The sequence below is a fragment of the Paenibacillus sp. FSL P4-0176 genome, from assembly GCF_037975265.1.
Taxonomy (GTDB): domain Bacteria; phylum Bacillota; class Bacilli; order Paenibacillales; family Paenibacillaceae; genus Paenibacillus; species Paenibacillus amylolyticus.
Genome location: NZ_CP150242.1, coordinates 4,632,731 through 4,651,327, shown reverse-complemented (window position 1 = coordinate 4,651,327; position 18,597 = coordinate 4,632,731). Strand labels below are relative to the sequence as shown.

17 protein-coding genes and 1 other annotated feature are annotated in these 18,597 nt (G+C 46.9%); of the genes, 14 read left to right on the top strand and 3 right to left on the bottom strand.

The features are described from left to right. Window positions 1-156 precede the first annotated feature (156 nt). Window positions 157-4,689, top strand: coding sequence for a collagen-like repeat preface domain-containing protein (locus MKY95_RS21590; RefSeq protein WP_339194357.1), 4,533 nt, complete (start codon window positions 157-159; stop codon window positions 4,687-4,689). A 211-nt stretch (window positions 4,690-4,900) separates the two neighbouring features. Here the strand turns inward: MKY95_RS21590 and serA are convergent, their stop codons facing one another. Further along, the gene (serA, locus tag MKY95_RS21585) at window positions 4,901-6,496 is read right to left on the bottom strand and encodes a phosphoglycerate dehydrogenase (protein WP_017687669.1); all 1,596 of its coding nucleotides are present in this window, start codon (window positions 6,494-6,496) and stop codon (window positions 4,901-4,903) included. A 199-nt stretch (window positions 6,497-6,695) separates the two neighbouring features. Further along, window positions 6,696-6,926 (bottom strand) — a binding site (T-box leader). Window positions 6,927-7,260: 334 nt separating this feature from the next. Between serA and MKY95_RS21580 the strand changes: the two genes are divergently transcribed. From MKY95_RS21580 to MKY95_RS21570, 3 genes are read left to right on the top strand one after another with little or no spacing between them, the layout of a single operon-like run. Continuing rightward, a complete protein-coding gene (locus MKY95_RS21580; RefSeq protein WP_036607728.1) occupies window positions 7,261-7,854 on the top strand; it encodes a type II CAAX endopeptidase family protein in 594 nt (197 codons plus the stop codon). Next, entirely contained in the window at window positions 7,851-8,303 is a 453-nt protein-coding gene (locus MKY95_RS21575; RefSeq protein ID WP_076317422.1) for a hypothetical protein, read from the top strand. The genes MKY95_RS21580 and MKY95_RS21575 overlap by 4 nt, the downstream gene beginning before the upstream one ends. Window positions 8,304-8,356: 53 nt before the next feature. Further along, entirely contained in the window at window positions 8,357-9,130 is a 774-nt protein-coding gene (locus tag MKY95_RS21570; RefSeq protein ID WP_339194355.1) for a metallophosphoesterase, read from the top strand. A 181-nt stretch (window positions 9,131-9,311) separates the two neighbouring features. On the opposite strand, the gene MKY95_RS21565 is transcribed toward MKY95_RS21570, so the two are convergent. Further along, a complete protein-coding gene (locus MKY95_RS21565; RefSeq protein ID WP_339194353.1) occupies window positions 9,312-10,490 on the bottom strand; it encodes an IS110 family transposase in 1,179 nt (392 codons plus the stop codon). 345 nt (window positions 10,491-10,835) lie between these two features. On the opposite strand from MKY95_RS21565, the gene tnpA reads away from it, so the two are divergent. Further along, window positions 10,836-11,309: an IS200/IS605 family transposase gene (gene tnpA, locus MKY95_RS21560; RefSeq protein WP_076317424.1), complete on the top strand. Its 474-nt coding sequence runs from the start codon at window positions 10,836-10,838 to the stop codon at window positions 11,307-11,309. A 163-nt stretch (window positions 11,310-11,472) separates the two neighbouring features. On the opposite strand, the gene MKY95_RS21555 is transcribed toward tnpA, so the two are convergent. Continuing rightward, on the bottom strand, window positions 11,473-12,369 hold the full coding sequence (locus tag MKY95_RS21555) for a polysaccharide deacetylase family protein (RefSeq protein WP_076317425.1): 897 nt from the start codon (window positions 12,367-12,369) through the stop codon (window positions 11,473-11,475). Window positions 12,370-12,463: 94 nt separating this feature from the next. Between MKY95_RS21555 and MKY95_RS21550 the strand changes: the two genes are divergently transcribed. From MKY95_RS21550 to MKY95_RS21510, 9 genes are all read left to right on the top strand, one after another. Further along, window positions 12,464-12,817 carry a hypothetical protein gene (locus tag MKY95_RS21550; RefSeq protein ID WP_036607724.1) on the top strand — a complete coding sequence of 118 codons (354 nt, stop codon included), beginning with the start codon at window positions 12,464-12,466 and terminating at the stop codon, window positions 12,815-12,817. A 187-nt stretch (window positions 12,818-13,004) separates the two neighbouring features. Next, on the top strand, window positions 13,005-13,619 hold the full coding sequence (locus tag MKY95_RS21545) for a genetic competence negative regulator (protein ID WP_017687675.1): 615 nt from the start codon (window positions 13,005-13,007) through the stop codon (window positions 13,617-13,619). A 43-nt stretch (window positions 13,620-13,662) separates the two neighbouring features. Next, window positions 13,663-14,358 carry a glutamic-type intramembrane protease PrsW gene (gene prsW / locus MKY95_RS21540; RefSeq protein ID WP_017687676.1) on the top strand — a complete coding sequence of 232 codons (696 nt, stop codon included), beginning with the start codon at window positions 13,663-13,665 and terminating at the stop codon, window positions 14,356-14,358. 114 nt (window positions 14,359-14,472) lie between these two features. After that, the gene (locus MKY95_RS21535; RefSeq protein ID WP_164783335.1) at window positions 14,473-14,643 is read left to right on the top strand and encodes a hypothetical protein; all 171 of its coding nucleotides are present in this window, start codon (window positions 14,473-14,475) and stop codon (window positions 14,641-14,643) included. 121 nt (window positions 14,644-14,764) lie between these two features. After that, complete coding sequence (gene ypeB / locus MKY95_RS21530) at window positions 14,765-16,111, top strand: germination protein YpeB (RefSeq protein ID WP_036607717.1); 1,347 nt, start codon at window positions 14,765-14,767, stop codon at window positions 16,109-16,111. Window positions 16,112-16,259: 148 nt separating this feature from the next. Beyond that, window positions 16,260-16,913: a flagellar brake domain-containing protein gene (locus MKY95_RS21525; protein ID WP_076249995.1), complete on the top strand. Its 654-nt coding sequence runs from the start codon at window positions 16,260-16,262 to the stop codon at window positions 16,911-16,913. Window positions 16,914-16,976: 63 nt separating this feature from the next. Next, window positions 16,977-17,201 carry a hypothetical protein gene (locus MKY95_RS21520; protein ID WP_076317426.1) on the top strand — a complete coding sequence of 75 codons (225 nt, stop codon included), beginning with the start codon at window positions 16,977-16,979 and terminating at the stop codon, window positions 17,199-17,201. A 103-nt stretch (window positions 17,202-17,304) separates the two neighbouring features. Continuing rightward, complete coding sequence (cmk, locus tag MKY95_RS21515; RefSeq protein WP_036607714.1) at window positions 17,305-18,009, top strand: (d)CMP kinase; 705 nt, start codon at window positions 17,305-17,307, stop codon at window positions 18,007-18,009. Further along, window positions 18,006-18,593, top strand: coding sequence for a lysophospholipid acyltransferase family protein (locus tag MKY95_RS21510; RefSeq protein WP_036607713.1), 588 nt, complete (start codon window positions 18,006-18,008; stop codon window positions 18,591-18,593). The genes cmk and MKY95_RS21510 overlap by 4 nt, the downstream gene beginning before the upstream one ends. The last annotated feature ends 4 nt before the right edge of the window (window positions 18,594-18,597 follow it).

Below are 18,597 nucleotides of genomic sequence, written 5' to 3'. Positions count from 1 at the left end.
TGGAGGGTGTTTTTTTGTTGAAGACTACCGTTTAATCTTGTTCAACGTGGAACAAGAATGGTCTTTTTTTGACTAAAAAGAGTGTCCAAGATAATTTTCCTTCCTATGTGACATAAGCTTGAAAAGCAAGCAAGATAGAGGAGGATTGAGTTAAGCATGTCCGATGATCGAAAAAGGGTCAATATTAAAGCTTTCCTGGAAGGCAGATCTTTTAGAGCAGGCTCTCCGTTTATTCCAATAACCACAAGCGAACTGGAGCAGTTTGAATCCATACTGCGTTCTTTGGCTGTGGCTATTCCTGCTGCAATTAGTCAGCCGACTTCAGCCAATATACTGTCATTACAGAATGGATTACGCCAGTTACTTACTTTTGTAAATCAATCCGGATTTCGTGCCGGAGTAAAGGCTGAATTACAAGCCGTATTGGAATTAACGATTGCAGGTTCAGAGGTTGTCCCTGTTCCTCTTATTAATCTCGCAGGTAACTTGCAAAACTTACTGGATGACTTGTTAAGTGTGACGCTGCTTCTGGAAGTACCTCCTGCAGAAAAAGATAAACTTGTGGGATTAATTCGATCGATCTCCATATCGCTAAGCCGTGCGACGACAACTCTTGGAACTGGAGGGATTACCGGACCAGCCGGCCCACAGGGAGTGCCAGGAGTCCCGGGGGTACCAGGTGTCCCAGGAGTCCCTGGGGTGAAAGGGGCTACTGGCACACCGGGAGGACTTGGACCAGTAGGACCGGTTGGCCCAGTTGGTCCACAGGGAGCACAGGGTCCGGCAGGAGCACCAGGTGTGGGTTTGAACAATATTACTGCATTTGATCCTGCACTGGGACCAACTTATGCTCAAGGCCAAGTAGTAAGCTACGAGGGTAGTCTTTATGTTGCCAATGTAAATGGTCCTTTGGGTACACCCGGAAGTTCTCCAGACTACACTCTTTTGCTGTCGGGAGGAACGACTGGAGTAACGGGAGCAACCGGAGCTGGTTTGACAGGAGCCGTGGCATTTAATCCAGCGCTCGCCCCGGGTTATCCAGCAGGTCAAGTCATTACGTATAACGGTAGTACTTACATTACGAGTGTAGCTGGTCCTCTAGGAACACCAGGATCTTCATCGGATTACACATTAATCGCTGCTGCGGGGGCGACTGGTGCAACTGGAGCCACAGGTGCAGGATTAAGTGGCATCGTGCCATTCGATCCCGCATTAGCACCAACATATCCAGCTGGACAGATCGTCACGTTTGGTGGCAGTACTTATATTACAAATGTCGCTTCGCCAACGGGTACGCCAGGAAGTTCTCCAGATTATACGCTGTTAGCAGGATCAGGAGTTACAGGTGTGACCGGAGCTACGGGCATCGGTCTCAATGGTGCGGTTCCGTTTGACCCTGCAGTAGCTCCAACATACCCAGCCGGCCAGGTCGTTACCTTTAATGGCAGCACGTATATAACGACTGTGGCTTCTCCTATGGGTACGCCAGGTACTTCGCCAGACTATACATTGCTTTCAGGTGCAGGACCTACAGGAGCCACAGGTGCATCAGGTGTAACGGGAGCAACAGGCGTAGGTTTAAGTGGTATCGTGCCATTCGATCCAGCGGTAGCCCCGACGTATCCAGCCGGTCAAGTCGTAACGTTTAACGGCAGTACGTATATTGCAAATGTGGCATCACCGACCGGAACGCCGGGGACTTCACCGGATTACACATTGCTTGCGGGCGCAGGAGCAACGGGAGTTACAGGAGCAACCGGCATTGGTGGAACGGGAAGTACCGGAGCTACAGGAGCATCGGGCGTAACAGGAGCGACTGGTGTGACCGGTGCAACTGGAGTTGGAGTAACAGGAAGTACCGGAGTCACAGGGGCATCAGGTGTAACGGGAGCGACAGGCGTAGGTTTAAGTGGTATCGTGCCATTCGATCCAGCGGTAGCCCCAACGTATCCAGTGGGTCAGGTTGTAACGTTTAACGGCAGTACGTATATAACTAATGTCGCGTCACCAACCGGAACGCCGGGGACTTCACCGGATTACACATTGCTTGCGGGCGCAGGAGCAACGGGAGTTACAGGAGCAACCGGCATTGGTGGAACGGGAAGTACCGGAGCTACAGGAGCATCGGGCGTAACAGGAGCGACTGGTGTGACCGGTGCAACTGGCGTTGGAGTAACTGGAAGTACCGGAGTCACAGGGGCATCAGGAGTAACGGGAGCGACAGGTGTAGGTTTAAGTGGTATCGTGCCATTCGATCCAGCCGTAGCCCCGACGTATCCAGCGGGTCAAGTCGTAACGTTTAACGGCAGTACGTATATTGCAAATGTGGCATCACCAACCGGAACGCCGGGGACTTCACCAGATTACACGTTGATTGCTGGCGCAGGAGCAACGGGAGTGACAGGAGCAACCGGCATTGGTGGAACGGGAAGTACCGGAGCTACAGGAGCATCGGGCGTAACAGGAGCGACTGGTGTAGGTTTAAGTGGTATTGTACCATTCGATCCAGCCGTAGCCCCAACGTATCCAGCGGGTCAGGTTGTAACGTTCAACGGCAGTACGTATATTGCGAATGTGGCATCACCAACCGGAACGCCGGGGACTTCACCAGATTACACATTGCTTGCGGGCGCGGGAGCAACGGGAGTTACAGGAGCAACCGGCATTGGCGGAACGGGAAGTACCGGAGTCACAGGAGCATCAGGGGTAACGGGAGCAACAGGCGTAGGTTTAAGTGGTATCGTGCCATTCGATCCAGCCGTAGCCCCGACGTATCCAGCGGGTCAGGTTGTAACGTTCAACGGCAGTACGTATATTGCAAATGTGGCATCGCCAACGGGAACGCCGGGGACTTCGCCAGACTACACGTTGATCGCTGGAGCAGGAGCGACAGGTGTGACGGGTGCAACTGGAGTTGGAGTAACGGGAAGTACTGGTGAAACAGGAGCGACTGGTCTTGTAGGGTTGACTGGGGCGACGGGGATCACAGGAGCCACGGGACTAAGCGTAACGGGATCTACAGGAATAACTGGAGGAACCGGGGCAACTGGTGAAACAGGAGCGACTGGTCTCACAGGGTTGACTGGGGCGACGGGAATTACAGGAGCCACGGGATTAAGCGTAACAGGAGAAACTGGAGGAACTGGGGCAACTGGTGAAACAGGAGCGACCGGTGTTGCAGGGTTGACTGGGGCGACGGGAATTACAGGAGCCACGGGATTAAGCATAACAGGAGTAACTGGAGGAACTGGGGCAACTGGTGAAACAGGAGCGACTGGTGTTGCAGGGTTGACTGGGGCGACGGGAATTACAGGAGCCACGGGATTAAGCGTAACAGGAGTAACTGGGGCAACTGGTGAAACAGGAGCGACTGGTCTTGTAGGGTTGACTGGGGCGACGGGAATTACAGGAGCCACAGGAGTAAGTGTAACAGGTAGTACTGGTGCTACAGGGGAAACAGGATCAACAGGCGTAACGGGATTGACTGGCGCAACGGGAGTAAGCGTAACAGGTGTGACAGGAGCAACGGGAGTCGGCATAACCGGAAGTACCGGAGCAACTGGTGTCACGGGGGAGACCGGAGTCACAGGTATAACCGGTGCAACGGGAGTCGGCGTAACGGGAAGTACCGGAGCAACTGGTGTTACGGGGGAAACCGGAGCTACAGGTATAACGGGAGCCACGGGAATCAGCGTAACGGGGAGCACCGGGGCAACTGGTGCGACGGGGGAAACCGGAGCCACAGGTATAACAGGAGCAACTGGAGCCGGCGTAACGGGAAGTACCGGGGCAACTGGTGTTACGGGGGAAACCGGAGCGACAGGTATAACGGGAGCCACGGGAATCGGCGTAACGGGGAGCACCGGGGCAACTGGTGCGACGGGGGAAACAGGAGCCACAGGTATAACAGGAGCAACGGGAGTCGGCGTAACGGGAAGTACTGGAGTAACTGGTGTCACTGGTGAAACCGGAGCGACAGGTATAACAGGAGCAACGGGAGTCGGCGTAACGGGAAGTACCGGGGCAACTGGTGCGACTGGGGGAACAGGAACCACAGGTATAACAGGAGCAACGGGAGTCGGCGTAACGGGAAGTACAGGAGTTACTGGTGCGACGGGGGAAACCGGAGTCACAGGTATAACGGGAGCAACAGGAGTCGGCATAACGGGAAGTACCGGAGCAACAGGCGCGACTGGGGGAACAGGAGCCACAGGTATAACGGGAGCAACGGGAGTGGGCGTAACCGGAAGTACAGGAGTTACCGGAGCAACAGGTGCAACCGGAACATCTGTAACATCTAACTCGGCTTTTGCTGAGAACACTAATGGTACGATTGTTGTAATATTGGGTGGTACACTCGTTCCATTACCGAATAACCAAAATATTGGCACAGGTATAACCGTCAATGGGACAAATGACACCTTCACACTGACCAACGCAGGTCGCTACTATATCTCATACAAAATAAATCTGACAGCTGCACTTGCTATCCAATCTAGGGTTTTACTTAACGGTGCAGCAATTCCAGCGAGTGTAGTATCTCCAGTACTTTCTCTCAGTCAGCTGCAGTCTGACTTTATGGTTACCGTTACCGCTGGTTCAACAATACAGTTACAATTATTCGGGCTTGTTGGCGCAGCCGTTCTGTCTCCTCCGGGGTCTACACTAAACATTATTCAGTTAAGTTAATAGTTCGATTCGTATTAGACTATTTCCATTGACCAAAAGAAGCGGAGTTCATATGGGGGTGATGGGCACCCCTTTTCCAATTCCACAAATATTTTGTTTGCAAACTTCATCACCGATATTTCAGCGGGTACAGTCATACAATTCCTTACGACAAAAAAGACGGGAACCACTAGGGTCCCGTCTTTCCTTTTACATTTAGAAATATATTTGATTATTCCAGAACAATTTCAACAGCAGTATTGATTTCAGGCAGTGCAGCAAGCTGCACAAGCACATCTTTTGGAACAGCTTTATCTACGGTCAGAATCATGATTGCTGCACCACCAATAATTTTACGTCCAACCTGCATGGATGCGATGTTGACATCGTTTTGTCCAAGCAGAGTTCCTACACGTCCGATAATACCTGGTTTATCGTTGTGGGAGATCAAAATTTGATGACTTTCCGGTGCGATATCTACCGGGAATTTGTCCAGACGAACAATACGTTCTCCATAACCTGCAAGCAATGTACCTGCTACACGACGTTCCTCAGCATCCTGAGTTGTAACCAATGTTACGGTAATCAGGTTAGTAAATCCTTTAGTTGTTGAGGTTTGGCTTACAACCACATTTAGATCACGGATTTTGGCCAGATGCATGGAGTTAACGATGTTGGCTTCCCCACCCAAATGTCTGGCGAGAATCCCTTTCACAATGTAACGTGTGAGAGGAGAAGTATCTACTTCAGAAAGTTCACCAGCATAGTCGATCCGAATCTCCTGCACTGCATTTTGTGTAATCTGTGCTGCAAAACTACCCAACGTTTCACCCAGTTTGAAATACGGCTGCAATTTGTTCATCACGGTTGGTGCAACAGCCGGCATGTTAACTGCGTTTTTAAACGGTTCGTTACGCAAAATGTGAAGCACCTGTTCCGACACATCGATAGCCACGTTCTCTTGCGCTTCTACTGTGGACGCACCAAGGTGAGGCGTAACGATAATGCTTGGGTGATTCAGGAACGGGTGATCAGCGGCTGGCGGCTCGCTTTCGAATACGTCAAATGCTGCACCAGCAACAATACCTTGATCAATGGCTTCGACAAGTGCCATCTCGTCAACTACACCACCACGAGCACAGTTGATGATACGCATGCCTTTTTTCATCACTTCGAATTGTGGACGTGAAATCATATGCCGTGTTTCCGGTGTTAATGGTGTGTGAACGGTCATGAAGTCCGCATTGCGAATGATATCATCTACACTAGCCAGCTTCACTTGCAGCTTCTCGGCACGCTCCTCCGTGAGGAACGGGTCGTAAGCAAGAATGTCCATTCCAAATGCTTTGGCGCGCTTGGCAACTTCACTACCGATCCGTCCCATACCCAGTACACCGAGCGTTTTATTTCTTAATTCCACACCCAGGAAGGTTTTACGATCCCACGTACCCTGAATAGTCTTGGCATATGCCTGAGGAATGTGTCGTGCCAATGCCATCATCATGGCAAACGTGTGCTCACAGGTTGTGATGGTATTGCCATCAGGTGCATTAATAACGATGATACCGCGCTGTGTAGCAGCTTCCAGATCAATGTTATCTACACCAACACCTGCACGTCCGATTACCTTAAGGTTGGTACCAGCCGTCATAATACGATCTGTAACACGAGTCTGGCTGCGAACCAAGAGGGCATCATATTCACCAATAATGGCAACAAGTTCATCTTCACTAAGACCGGTTTTCTTCTCAACAACAACATCATTTGCATCCACCAGTTGCTGGATCCCCAGATCACTGATTGGGTCCGACACTAACACTTTGTACATGGTTTCTTCCTCCTTAGGTATGTGTATCTATATCGTCAAGGTCTGACCTCAGCGAAGAGGTATTCCTTAAAACCAGATTGATTCTTCCGCCCAACAACGCGGTGTCGCAGCAGAGGGGGAAGGTGAAGCAAATAGAGTGATCCCACAGATATCCTTTAAAATAAATCAAAAAACTCTCAATCCACATACTGCTTGCGCAATAAGGGACGAGAGTTGTCGTGGTACCACCCTAATTCACCGCCGTTTCGCAACGACAGTCTTAGCGGTCAATGAAGACCGAAGAGGATAACGGGTCTAAACCGATTGCACCTACTCCAATTTCAATGCAATAACTCAGGAGCGCTCAAGACCATTTGCCTGCCACCGATTCACACCTACCATCGGCTCTCTGTAAGACGAAGCAACGTCTTTTTTCCATCATCGTGTTTAACGTGACTAATTTTTCATAATGTATCATGGCTGACATGAGCATGTCAATAGGCTTAAATGTTTTAAAATGTTTTGCAGATGTCTTTAGATTCACACATAAACAGAGTCACCATAAGTAATACAATAGTTAATATACCTATCACAAGAAGATGGAAAGTAAGCTGTTTGGTGAACTGAATTTTACTGCTTTAATGAAGTAATGGCACGGACATATAACCAGGACTTGGGGCAGGCCTTGAACCTAATTGGTTTTTTGGCTATCATTTAGTATACTATCCGATTGGACAACGTAATTGTTATCCATCAAATTTAACTCAAGAGGACAGACGCATCCGATGAAAAAATTCAAGTTTCCCAAGTTCAAGATTCAGAAGGCTGAGCCACAGCAGCTTACCGAGCGTTTGCTTTTAATCAATCTATACTTTACACAAGGTCTGACACTGATTATCGGAGTTGTGTGGATCTTATTGCAGAAACGAAACTTGTTAGATGTACTCGCATGGCCTGACAATTACCAATTTATATGGTGGGGTCTGGGTCTTGCAGGAATAATGCTTGTTATGGACTTGGTACTGTCGTATGTTATACCTCAGGAAAGCATGGATGACGGTGGAATTAACGAGATGTTGTTCCGTGGGCGTCCGATCTGGCACATTGTATGTATAGCAGCCATTGTTGCTGTGTGTGAGGAATTATTATTCCGTGGAGCCATCCAACATGCCATCGGTCCTTACTGGACAAGTATTTTATTTGCAGTTATCCATATTCGTTATTTGCGCCACTGGATTCCAACAGGCTGGGTGTTTGTCTCAAGTTATGGATTGGGTTGGATTTACTTGCAGTCCGGCACATTATGGGCGCCTATATTATGTCACTTTATTATTGATTTGGTGTCCGGATTAGCGATACGTTTTCGGAGGGGATCATGAATCAGCCATTAAGTAGAATGAAGACATATGGCAGTCAGCGCCATCGTCAATCGGATAAAAAAGAGAAATCCGAGCATCAGGTGGCTTCTCAAGTAAGCATCGTTGCTGAAACGGCAGCAGCTGCTGAGGTTGGCGGAATCACACCAATTACTTCCGTTTCTTTACCTAGATCACAGCGCAAGCCCTATACAGAAAAACTGGAAAGTCCAGTACTTCCTCAAAGGGCACCATCACGCTCCAAAAAAACGCCAAATTCAACGGAAGAATCGATCCCCGAAGCGGGTTCGCTTCCTACACGGACAGAATTACATCCTTCACGTCGGTTAAAATTGAGCAAGAGGTTTGTCAATTCACTCATTTTTATTTTTGTCATGTTAACGATTAGTCTGGTTTGGTGGGGGGTTGAAGGGGCACCCGCTCTGAATACGTTCCTTCCCTTGCCGTGGTAATACTTTTACTCGCAGGTTTAATCATTTTGATGGGAGTTTTACTACTTTTTCATATGTGGCGTGAAGCCCATATTCATCAAATGATTGAAGAAGAGGTTGAAGTGCCTCATCTGCCAACATCCTTTGACGGGGCTATGATTTTGTATGTATCCGACACGCACAAGCGCAAGTTGAAGCAGAATGATCTGGCAAACGTTAAAAACAAGGTGGACTGGGTTCTCATCGGCGGGGATGTTGCGGAAAAAGGAATCTCATGGTCTTTAGTTAGACATAACATGAAAATTTTATCGAACATTGCTCCTTCATTTACGGTGTATGGCAACCATGACAAGAGGGCTGGTACCGCTCAACTTGCGCGAATCCTTCGGGAATCGGACGTTAAGCTCCTGCAGGATAATGTAGAATATCTGCAAAGGGGCAACGACAGATTGAGCCTGATCGGCATAGACTATCGTTCCAAACAGGGCGATGTATTACTGCAGCAGATCGGTAACCGTTTATGCAAAATTGCTATCGTCCATGATCCTTTGCAGGCCCTTCGCTTGGAAGAAAATGCAGATCTTATTCTAAGCGGTCATACACATGGCGGACAATTGGTTTTGCCATTTTTCGGACCTGTGTTCCTTAGAAAAGCGTATCGTCCCGTATCGAACGGGTGGTACTCCCTGAAGCGAAGTCCGGAGGACGTTCACCAAGAAGGCAAAATGCTTGTTAGCAGAGGATACGGTACAAATCATCTTCCTCTCCGACTAGGTTGTCCTGCGGAGATGCATATCATCACGTTAAGAGTGCCCGCGGAAAAAGCACTCACAGAGAAACAGCCTTGATCCAATGGATCAAGGCTGTTTTATTATGGCTTTAGCCAGTTGAGTGCGTGAAACGCGCGAAACAAAAACCAGCTAATGTTTGTCAAGCATTTCTGGTTGGATGAGTTCTCTTTTCGTGGTATACTTTTTCCGACCAACACGAATAACCTCCACGGGTATGGAGGTTTTGGTTAAATATGGATTACACTTGGTAGGGCTGGCCTTTCTGCAAGATGGCGAAAATGTGATGTAACAGCTTGTTTGCGCAGGCGATCACGGCCACCTTGTAGGGCTTGCCCTCGTTTCTTTTTTTCTCGTAGTACGAACGGATTCTTGCATTCGCATTCTTTCGCATTCCACATTGCACCGCTAAATATAGTGAACGTCTGAGCCTTTTAGAGCCTCGTTTCGTAATTCGTGTACTTGTCGCTGTGAACTTTCCTGAACTGAAAATCCCTGGGTCAAGGCCCGCAAACGCTACAAGTTGCTTCGCATCACTAAACTGTTTCACATCACCTAGTTCAGCTACAATGGCTGCGGCCAGTTTCGTTCCAATTCCCGGGATACTTCTCACCAGTCCGACTTCAGGCAGATTTTCTGCAAGTTCCTCCATTTGTTTTTCGAGTTCCTCCAGTTGCCGAATCATCGTCAACAATAAAGAGACCATTCCGAGCAGTGCCTTGCTTTGAGCGGGGCTACGCCGAATTTCTCTCCATTCATCCAGTACTTCCTCCAGTTTTCTCGCTTTTTCATTGGTCCATCGCTTGGAATGGGATCGTCCCGAATTACCCTGAATGACTTCATTCCAATTCGTCACACTTCCCTCCAAACAATGAGACAGCACCGTCAATGATGTTGTTGAAAACACATTGTAAAATATCTGCTCATACGTCGGAAAAACTTGCTCCAGCAAGGCTCTGCTGTTCAGCTTCGCCTGCACAAAGATTCCCGTGACAAACTCATGCTGCCTAGTCAAATGCTGTAGCTCTGTAAACGTCTCATCCCAATTTCGATGCGGCTTCACGTCGCCGCGATAGTACATCTCTGCCAGATGCCAAGCATCTGCAGCATCTGTTTTAACTTTGCGTAACTGCGTTCCCTTCGCTCGCTTGGATTGCAAGGGATTCACAATGTAGTAGGTATAGCCACTCCGATTCAGACAGGACACCAAGGCACGATGGTAATGCCCAGTCGCCTCCAAAACAACCACTGGAGCAACACCCGTTTCGGCTTGAAGGGCCCCTAACACCTCCGTAAATTGTTCGAATCCATTCGCAACATGCTCAATGACGATAGCTTTACCAACGGGCTCATTTCGTTTTTGAAACGCCTGTATCACACTTGAACCTTTAGCGACATCTACACCAACAACAGGTTCCATGTCCTCACTCCTTATCTTTCGTTTCGCCGGTCCTTTCCACGATGGTTCCAAACCCATAGCTTCGCTTGTTATACGGGGTCAGCTGCCCCTACCAGCCCAAACATGGTCTTTTGGAGGTCGTGGGAGAACTGTTTTTGTTACGAGGTCCTAGCCCCTAAAACCGCCACGTTCTCCCGGCTTCCCCCATCGTAAAACGACCACAAAAAAAGGCCAACCAGTAATTACTGGCTAACCTGATAATACGAAAACCACCCGCTATGCGGGTGGAGGGATCGAGGGTTTGACCACCAAGACCATTCCGATAAAATTGAGATGTTCAGGCTCAAAAGAAAGGAATGGTCTTAGATGGCAAACAAGAGCTATAGCCTAGCTCACACAAAGTGGATGTGCAAATACCACATTGTATTTACCCCGAAGTATAGACGGAAAGAAATCTATAATCAAGTGAGAAAAGATTTAATCGAAATTTTCAAACGTCTGTGTAAGTACAAGGGAGTAGAAATTATAGAAGGTCACATGATGCCCGATCATGTTCACATGTTGGTAGCGATTCCACCGAAAATGGCAGTCTCCACGTTCATGGGATATCTAAAGGGAAAAAGTTCACTAATGATATTCGAGAAGCATGCCCAGCTCAAGTATAAATACGGCAATCGAAAGTTTTGGGCAGAAGGGTACTATGTGAGTACAGTAGGCTTAAATGAAGCAACAGTAAGAAAGTATATTCGTGAGCAAGAAGCACATGATCAGGCGGTAGATAAGCTGAGTGTAAAAGAATACGAAGATCCATTCAGCAGTAATCGAAGCAAAAAGAAGTAAAACCAGTTTAACTGGTAAGTGAAAGAGGCAAATAACACTGAGCCTGAACAGCCCTGCTGTCAGGCTAGCGTCTTTAGGCGCAGTTTGGCAACAGGGGGTTATACCCCAAGAGCAAACCACCCGTTGGACGGGTGGTCCTGATTTTAATGCGCAAAATTACAATTTAACGAGCTTCCAATTCAATTGCACGCGGATCAACAAAGGAATAACCTTTCTTTTCGAGCTTGGTCAGCAACTCATCCAATGCTTCAACCGTCCATGGCAACTCATGCATCAAAATATTGCTTCCGGGATTTAACTGGTCCAGTACATTTTGAATGACTTTTTCCGGTTTGTCTTTGGTGCTTTTATCCCAATCGAGAGAACCATTAGACCAAGTCATATATAACATGCCATTTTTCTTCACAGCAGCCTTCAGTGCATCATTTCCCGAACCAAAAGGTGGACGGAAGAATTGCGGTTCCTCACCAATGGTATCCTTCACTATTTTTTGGACATCTGTAACCTGTTTTGCCGCCTCAGCGTTGGACATTTTTTTGAGATCCTCATGATCCCAGGCATGATTGCCTACAATCTGACCCCGATCATGTATGAGTTTGAGTAATTCCGGATGGCTTTTCACCCGATATCCATTGACGAAAAATATCGCTTTAGCGTTATGTTTATCTAAAGTGTCGATCAGTGAAGTAATCATTTTTTCTTCTTTGGGTCCATCATCAAAAGTTAACAAGACCACTTTGCTTGGGCTCGCTTCATCGTTTGGTTTAATATAATAATTTTCATTCATATGATACGTCTTTTCCACTTTCTCTTCTGTAGAAACCTTCTCCGAAGATTCAGGTTCTTCTTCTGTCACAGTTGAATCTTCCGTTGAAGACTCGGGCACACCAGTTCCGGGTTCTCCTGTTTCAGTTGGGTTAGAGTTACCTTGCTCTTCTTGAACTGTGGTAGTTGATTCGCCCGCTGGTGTGGAATTATCAGATGTTTTTTCTTCCGCTGTCCCACAAGCTGACAACAGCAAACTTGCAGCAATGATCAATGCGGCGGTATGTCTAAACATGATTTCAACTCGCTTTCCTGTAATTATACGGAATGAGATCGCTCACTACCGCAAACACTAAATATGATTTTAACACTTGAAGGAGGTTGGTGTAATGAAGGCTTCATCCTTTTTTTGGGGCATTGTCATTGGTGTTGCAGCCAGTTCATGGCTGTCCAAAGGCAAATTGCCCATGATGTCATCGGGTTCATCAAGAAATATGATGGATCAGGCAAAACATAAGATGATGGAAATGACTTTCCCGGGTATGGACGGGTTCACAAGCAAGCAAAATCAACATGGTGAATCCCACAAAAATCCGGCAGCAAAGACCGCAAGAGCGATCACACCGCAGGAAAAAGAAGCGAATATGAGCATGCTCAAAGATTTTATTCGCACCAATCCCGATGTGAAGCATGAAGTTGAGCAAATTTTAAGCCAAACAAACACAACAGTACCGGGTTTATAAACCAAAACCTCCAATTAGAATCATCCACAGTCTTGATTTGCTGTGGAATGATTCTTTTTTTGTCGATTTTACTTCGTGCATTTAGAGGTATAAAATGATAACATAACTACATAGATTTATTTTCAGCACATATTGTTTTGTGCTTCATAATCTGTTATAAGACTTGCTTATAAAGGGGAGATCCTGTATGAAAATAGAACGACTAAGTCACGATAAGATACGGATTTTCCTGACCTTTGACGATCTGAGCGAGCGCGGAATACAAAAAGAAGATATGTGGCAGGAAATACCTAAGGTTCATGAACTGTTCACTGAAATGATGGATCAGGCCTATTCCGAACTTGGATTTGATGCCACAGGTCCACTCGCTGTCGAAGTATTCGCACTTCCCGCTCAAGGGATGGTTGTCATTGTCACACGTGGAAAATATGATCCGCAACAATATGGTTTAGGTCATGAAGATGATCTTCCTGAAGAAGTATATGAAATGGAAGTTACACTCGAGCAAAGCGATTCCATTGTTTATGCATTCAAGGACTTTGAAGTGCTCATTGAAGCTGCACATATGTTGCGTCAGCATGTTACGGATGCTGGGAGACTTTATTCCTATAAAGACAAGTGGTTCTTGCATTTGGAGCCAGATGAGGTAGATTCCACCAAACATGCGGCATTGATTGCCTTGCTTGCTGAATTTGGCGAAGGCTCCTCAGTTACTCCAGCAGTCATGGAAGAGTATGGTAAGGTTGTTATTCCTGCACAAGCGATTGATGTTATCTGCACCCACTTCAAACGCCAGGATTAATCTCTAGTTGTAATCGCGTCTTTAGTCAGAGGAGGGAATTTCGGTGCTTTTGTTTTCGGTCTTAGCGGCAGCAGTTGCTCCGGGTCTCGCCTTGTTAACATACTTTTACCTGAAAGACCGTTATGATTATGAGCCACTTCATATGGTATTGCGTGTTTTCCTCATGGGGATTCTGATGGTACTGCCTGTGATGATTATTCAGCGTGGCATGATGATGTGGCTCGGGGATAATCCTTATCTTGAGGCCATTATGATCTCAGGTGGTGTGGAGGAATTCGTTAAATGGTTCGTACTTTATCATATCATCTATAATCACACCGAATTTGATGAGCCGTATGACGGGATATTATATGCAGTCGCTGTTTCACTTGGATTTGCCACTGTTGAGAATGTGTTGTATGCCTTTGCGGGGAATGCATCCGTCTCAGCCATGTTCCTTCGGGCACTGCTCCCTGTTTCAGGGCACGCTATGTTTGCGGTAATCATGGGTTATTATATGGGTAAAGCCAAGTTTATCGGTGGTAAGAAAAAGCGGTGGTATCTGGTTCTTTCTCTGGTGTTACCTTTTTTCTGGCATGCATTGTACGATGTCATCATGAACACCATGGTGAATCATTGGTTGTGGTTTATAGCGCCGCTAATGGCGGGCCTGTGGTATGGGGCAATGGGTAAAATCACACGAGCTAATAACCGTTCTCCTTTTCGTTTTGTGAAGCGGGAGGAAGAGGTTAAATTATAAAAATACGGACACACTGGTGGACATAAAGCGCATATTGCGCCTATGACTCCGGTGTGTTTTTATTTTTACAGATAAACTCCCGGGGAATGACCGACAGAAACGGAGATCGTTGTGATGAGAATTAAAATTAAAATCAGATGCAAACAATGCGGTGAACGATTTACATTACGAGGCAAGAAAGATCGGGGCCGGATTGAGACGGGATTCAAGCAGTGCCTATGTGATAACAGAGACCAGTTCGAAATTGAAGAAGAGGGCATGGCAACTGGGATTCAGCTGAATTAAAAGGAGGACCCAAACGCTACTTTAGCAGCCTGCTTGTGTAAGGACTGGAAATCGCATGCATAAGAGATCTTTCTTCGATCCACAATAGAGGTAGTGGTTTAGAAGAAAGGAGACTCTACCGATGTATAAACGATTAAGTTCAGTTATGTTTCCGATATTTGCGGTTCTGCTGGTCGGTGCGCTCGTGTGGGGCTATCAGGAGAATCAGGAGAAGAATGCAATTCTGATCAAGGCAGAGAATCAATATCAGCGTGCATTTCACGATTTATCTTTTCATATGGACAAATTGCATTCGGAGATTGGCAACACCTTGGCGGTTCACTCTACATCACAGGGGATGCATCGCAAAGGTCTGATGAATGTATGGCGACTCACCAGTGAAGCGCAGAATGAGATCAACCAACTGCCACTCACCATGCTACCATTTAACGAGACAGAGGAGTTTCTCTCGCGTATTTCCAACTTTGCCTATCGGGCGTCGATGCGTGACTTGACGAACGAACCGCTAAGTGAGAAGGAAATGGGCAACCTGAAAAAGCTGTATCAGAATTCATCCGAGATTACCAAGAATCTGCAGGATGTGCAGCAGAAAGTCCTGACGGACCGATTGCGCTGGATGGATGCAGAGACTGCCATGGCAACACAAGAGCAAACCATGGACAACACGATCGTTGATGGTTTTCGTACTGTAAACAAAAAGGTACAGGAATACCCGGAGCTTGATTGGGGTCCTTCCGTATCCAACATCTATGCCAAACGATCAGTCAAGAAACTGGACGGCTTGCCGGTGACCAAAGAACAGATTCAGAGCAAGGCTGCAAAATTCTCTGATGCGGATCGTAGCAAAATCCAAGTGCAGGAGAACGGCAAAGGAACAGACTGGGAGTCCTACACTGCCACGATTGATCATGCCAACAATGGCAAACTGATGATGGATTTCACCCGTAATGGCGGAATGCTGATCTCTTACAGTGATACGCGTCCAATCGGAACCAAAAAAGTGTCTCGTCAGAATGCCATGGCTAAAGCAGATCAATTTCTAATGAACAAAGGCTATAAGGATATGAAGGCTGTAAACTACGATGAATATGGTAATCTGGGTAACCTTACTTATGTGCGTAAGCAAGGGGACACCTTGATTTATCCCGAGAAAATGTCAGTTCGTGTAGGTTTGGATACAGGCGAAGTAACCGGCTTCCAGGCGAGTGACTTTGTTTACGAACATAATGACATGCGCAAAATTCCGAAAGCAACTCTTACGGAGCAACAGGCGCGGAAAAAGCTTAATTCGGAGTTCGAAGAAAATTATGTTCGCAAATCCCTGATTGAGAATGATTACAGCAAAGAAGTATTGTGTTATGAATTCGGAGGGAAAATTAACGGTTCTCGTTACCGGATATACATTAATGCGAATACAGGAATAGAAGAAGCGGTTGAAGAGATCAAACCGGTCAATGCAACCTCATAAAAAGATGGATAATTTGAATTTGAAGTTGAGCGAATAACTGCGGCAGACCACGATGTGGTCTGTTTTTTTCTTGTTCAATGTGAGAAAGGTCATGGTATAATAGTCCTTGTACATACGAAGATAAATACATAAAGTGGCGGTGAACAGCTTGTTTCCGAAAATAAATGAAATTTTATACATCCAGATTGCTTCTGCAGATGAAAAAGAGGAACACAAAGAGTACAAATCACGCATTGCAGATATGGATGACAGCAGTTTTCTGATTGAGGTCCCAATGCAACAAGGAAGCAGCCGTCTGAAAAGGCTCTTTTTCGGAGATGAATTGTCCATTTCATATATTACGGAGGATGGGGTCCGGCATTATTTTAATACCTATATCACGGGATTTGAGGAAGATGTGGTCCGTCTTGTCCGTATCCGCAAACCGCTTCCGAGCGATATATCCAAAATACAACGGCGTAGCTTTCTTCGTGTTCATGCAAACCTCGAATTGGCCATCCAGAGTGAAGATCTGACCCGTGCTGTCGGATTGACTGAAGATATTGGCGGTGGTGGATTGTCCATCTACGGCGAAACAGGTTTCTCAATAGCTGAAGGTCAAAAATTGAAATGCTGGTTGCTGGTTCCCTACCGGAATTCAACCATTGAACATGTGAATTTTGAAGCTGAAGTTGTGCGGATCAAAACCCTGGAAACCGGCAGACAGCTATGCATGCTCAAATTTATGCAGATTTCAGATTCGGAGCGCCAGAAAATTATCAAGTTTTGTTTTGAGCGGCAACTTGACTATCGCACGAAATAGGAATGTTGTGGCATAAAAAGAGGGAACTGCGGGTACCGTAATGAAAAAAACGGAGGTATTGCCTTGAATCGTCGTCATGCAACCCGCAGATATGAACGACTTTATTATGTTTTCTCCAGGCGAATGGAACGAAAGGTTACGATTCTGATTACAGTCCTTCTAATCCTGCTTGTGGTATATCAATTGCTGCTGTTGGTACCAGGCTTCAAAAAGAATTTGACCACCATTGACCGCCTGGAAGGAACGCCAATTGAAGTGCAAACGATGAATGATTACAAACGTCGTTGATTTGTCTGTTTTTGCATCCATGTGTAGAGTGTGGTATAATTTTCACGATGCAGGCAATGCCTGTTTTTTTATTGAGGTTTATCGTTTGAGGAGGAATGCCCCGTTGGCAAGCCAGAACACATCAGAGAACGGGAAAATGAACGTTGCAATTGACGGACCTGCCGGTGCCGGGAAAAGCACGGTGGCCCGATTGGTTGCAGAGGCGCTCGCGTATGTATACGTCGACACAGGCGCAATGTACCGTGCGGTAACCTTGCATATGCTTCGGAAAGGTATTACACCGGAAGATGTGACACAGGTACTTCAGGAAGCCCAAAAGCTGGTCATTGATTTACAACCGGATCCCGACGGACAGAAAGTGTTCTGTAATGGGGAAGAAGTAACCTCGGAAATCCGCTCCCGTGAAGTGACGGGAATCGTGTCCCGATATGCGCAAATCGAGGGGCTGCGTACGCAATTAGTGGATACTCAGCGGCAAATGGCTTTGCGCAAGGGCGTCGTCATGGATGGACGCGATATCGGAACGACAGTACTGCCCGATGCGGAAGTGAAAATCTTCATGACTGCCAGTGTGGAAGAGCGTGCGCTTCGCCGCTTCAAAGAACTGGACCCCTCTGAAGGACTGACGTTGCAACAGCTGGAGCGAGACATTGCCACCCGTGACAGATTGGATGAGAATCGGGAAATTTCCCCATTGCGTTGTGCTGAGGATGCTATTGTCCTTGATACAACGGAGATGAACATTCATGAAGTGGTTGACAAAATCGTATCTTATTGCACAATGGTCAGAGGAGAGATCGGTCTATGATTTACACATTTTGCAGCACATTACTGCGGATCATTTATACCATTCTTTTCCGCTTGGAGGCCGTTGGACGGGAGAATATTCCGAAAGAAGGCGGCGTACTTTTATGTTCCAATCATATTAGTAACTTCGATCCTCCAACAGTTGGTATCAAACTTCGCCGTCAGGTACGTTTCATGGCCAAAAGCGAATTGTTTGAAATTCCGGTACTCGGCCGAATTATTAAAGCCGTGGGCGCTTTCCCCGTTAAACGTGGAGGTGTCAGCAAGGAATCCATCAAAACCTCACTCAATATTTTGCGTGATGGTCAAGTGCTTGGAATCTTCCCCTCGGGAAGCCGTCACAATGATGGAGGTATCGGCAAAAAAGGGGCAGCGAGTTTTGCTCTCCGCAGTGGCGCTACAGTTATTCCTACTGCTATTATCGGTAACTACAAAGTTTTTCGTAAGATGAAAGTTGTATATGGAGCACCAGTAAGTTTGGACGAGTTCAAGGAAGACCCATCTGGAGAAGCTCTGGAGAAGGCGACTGAAAAGATTATGTCCAAGATTAACGAGATGGTGCAAACGGGCGTGCCAAGCAAGTAATGGC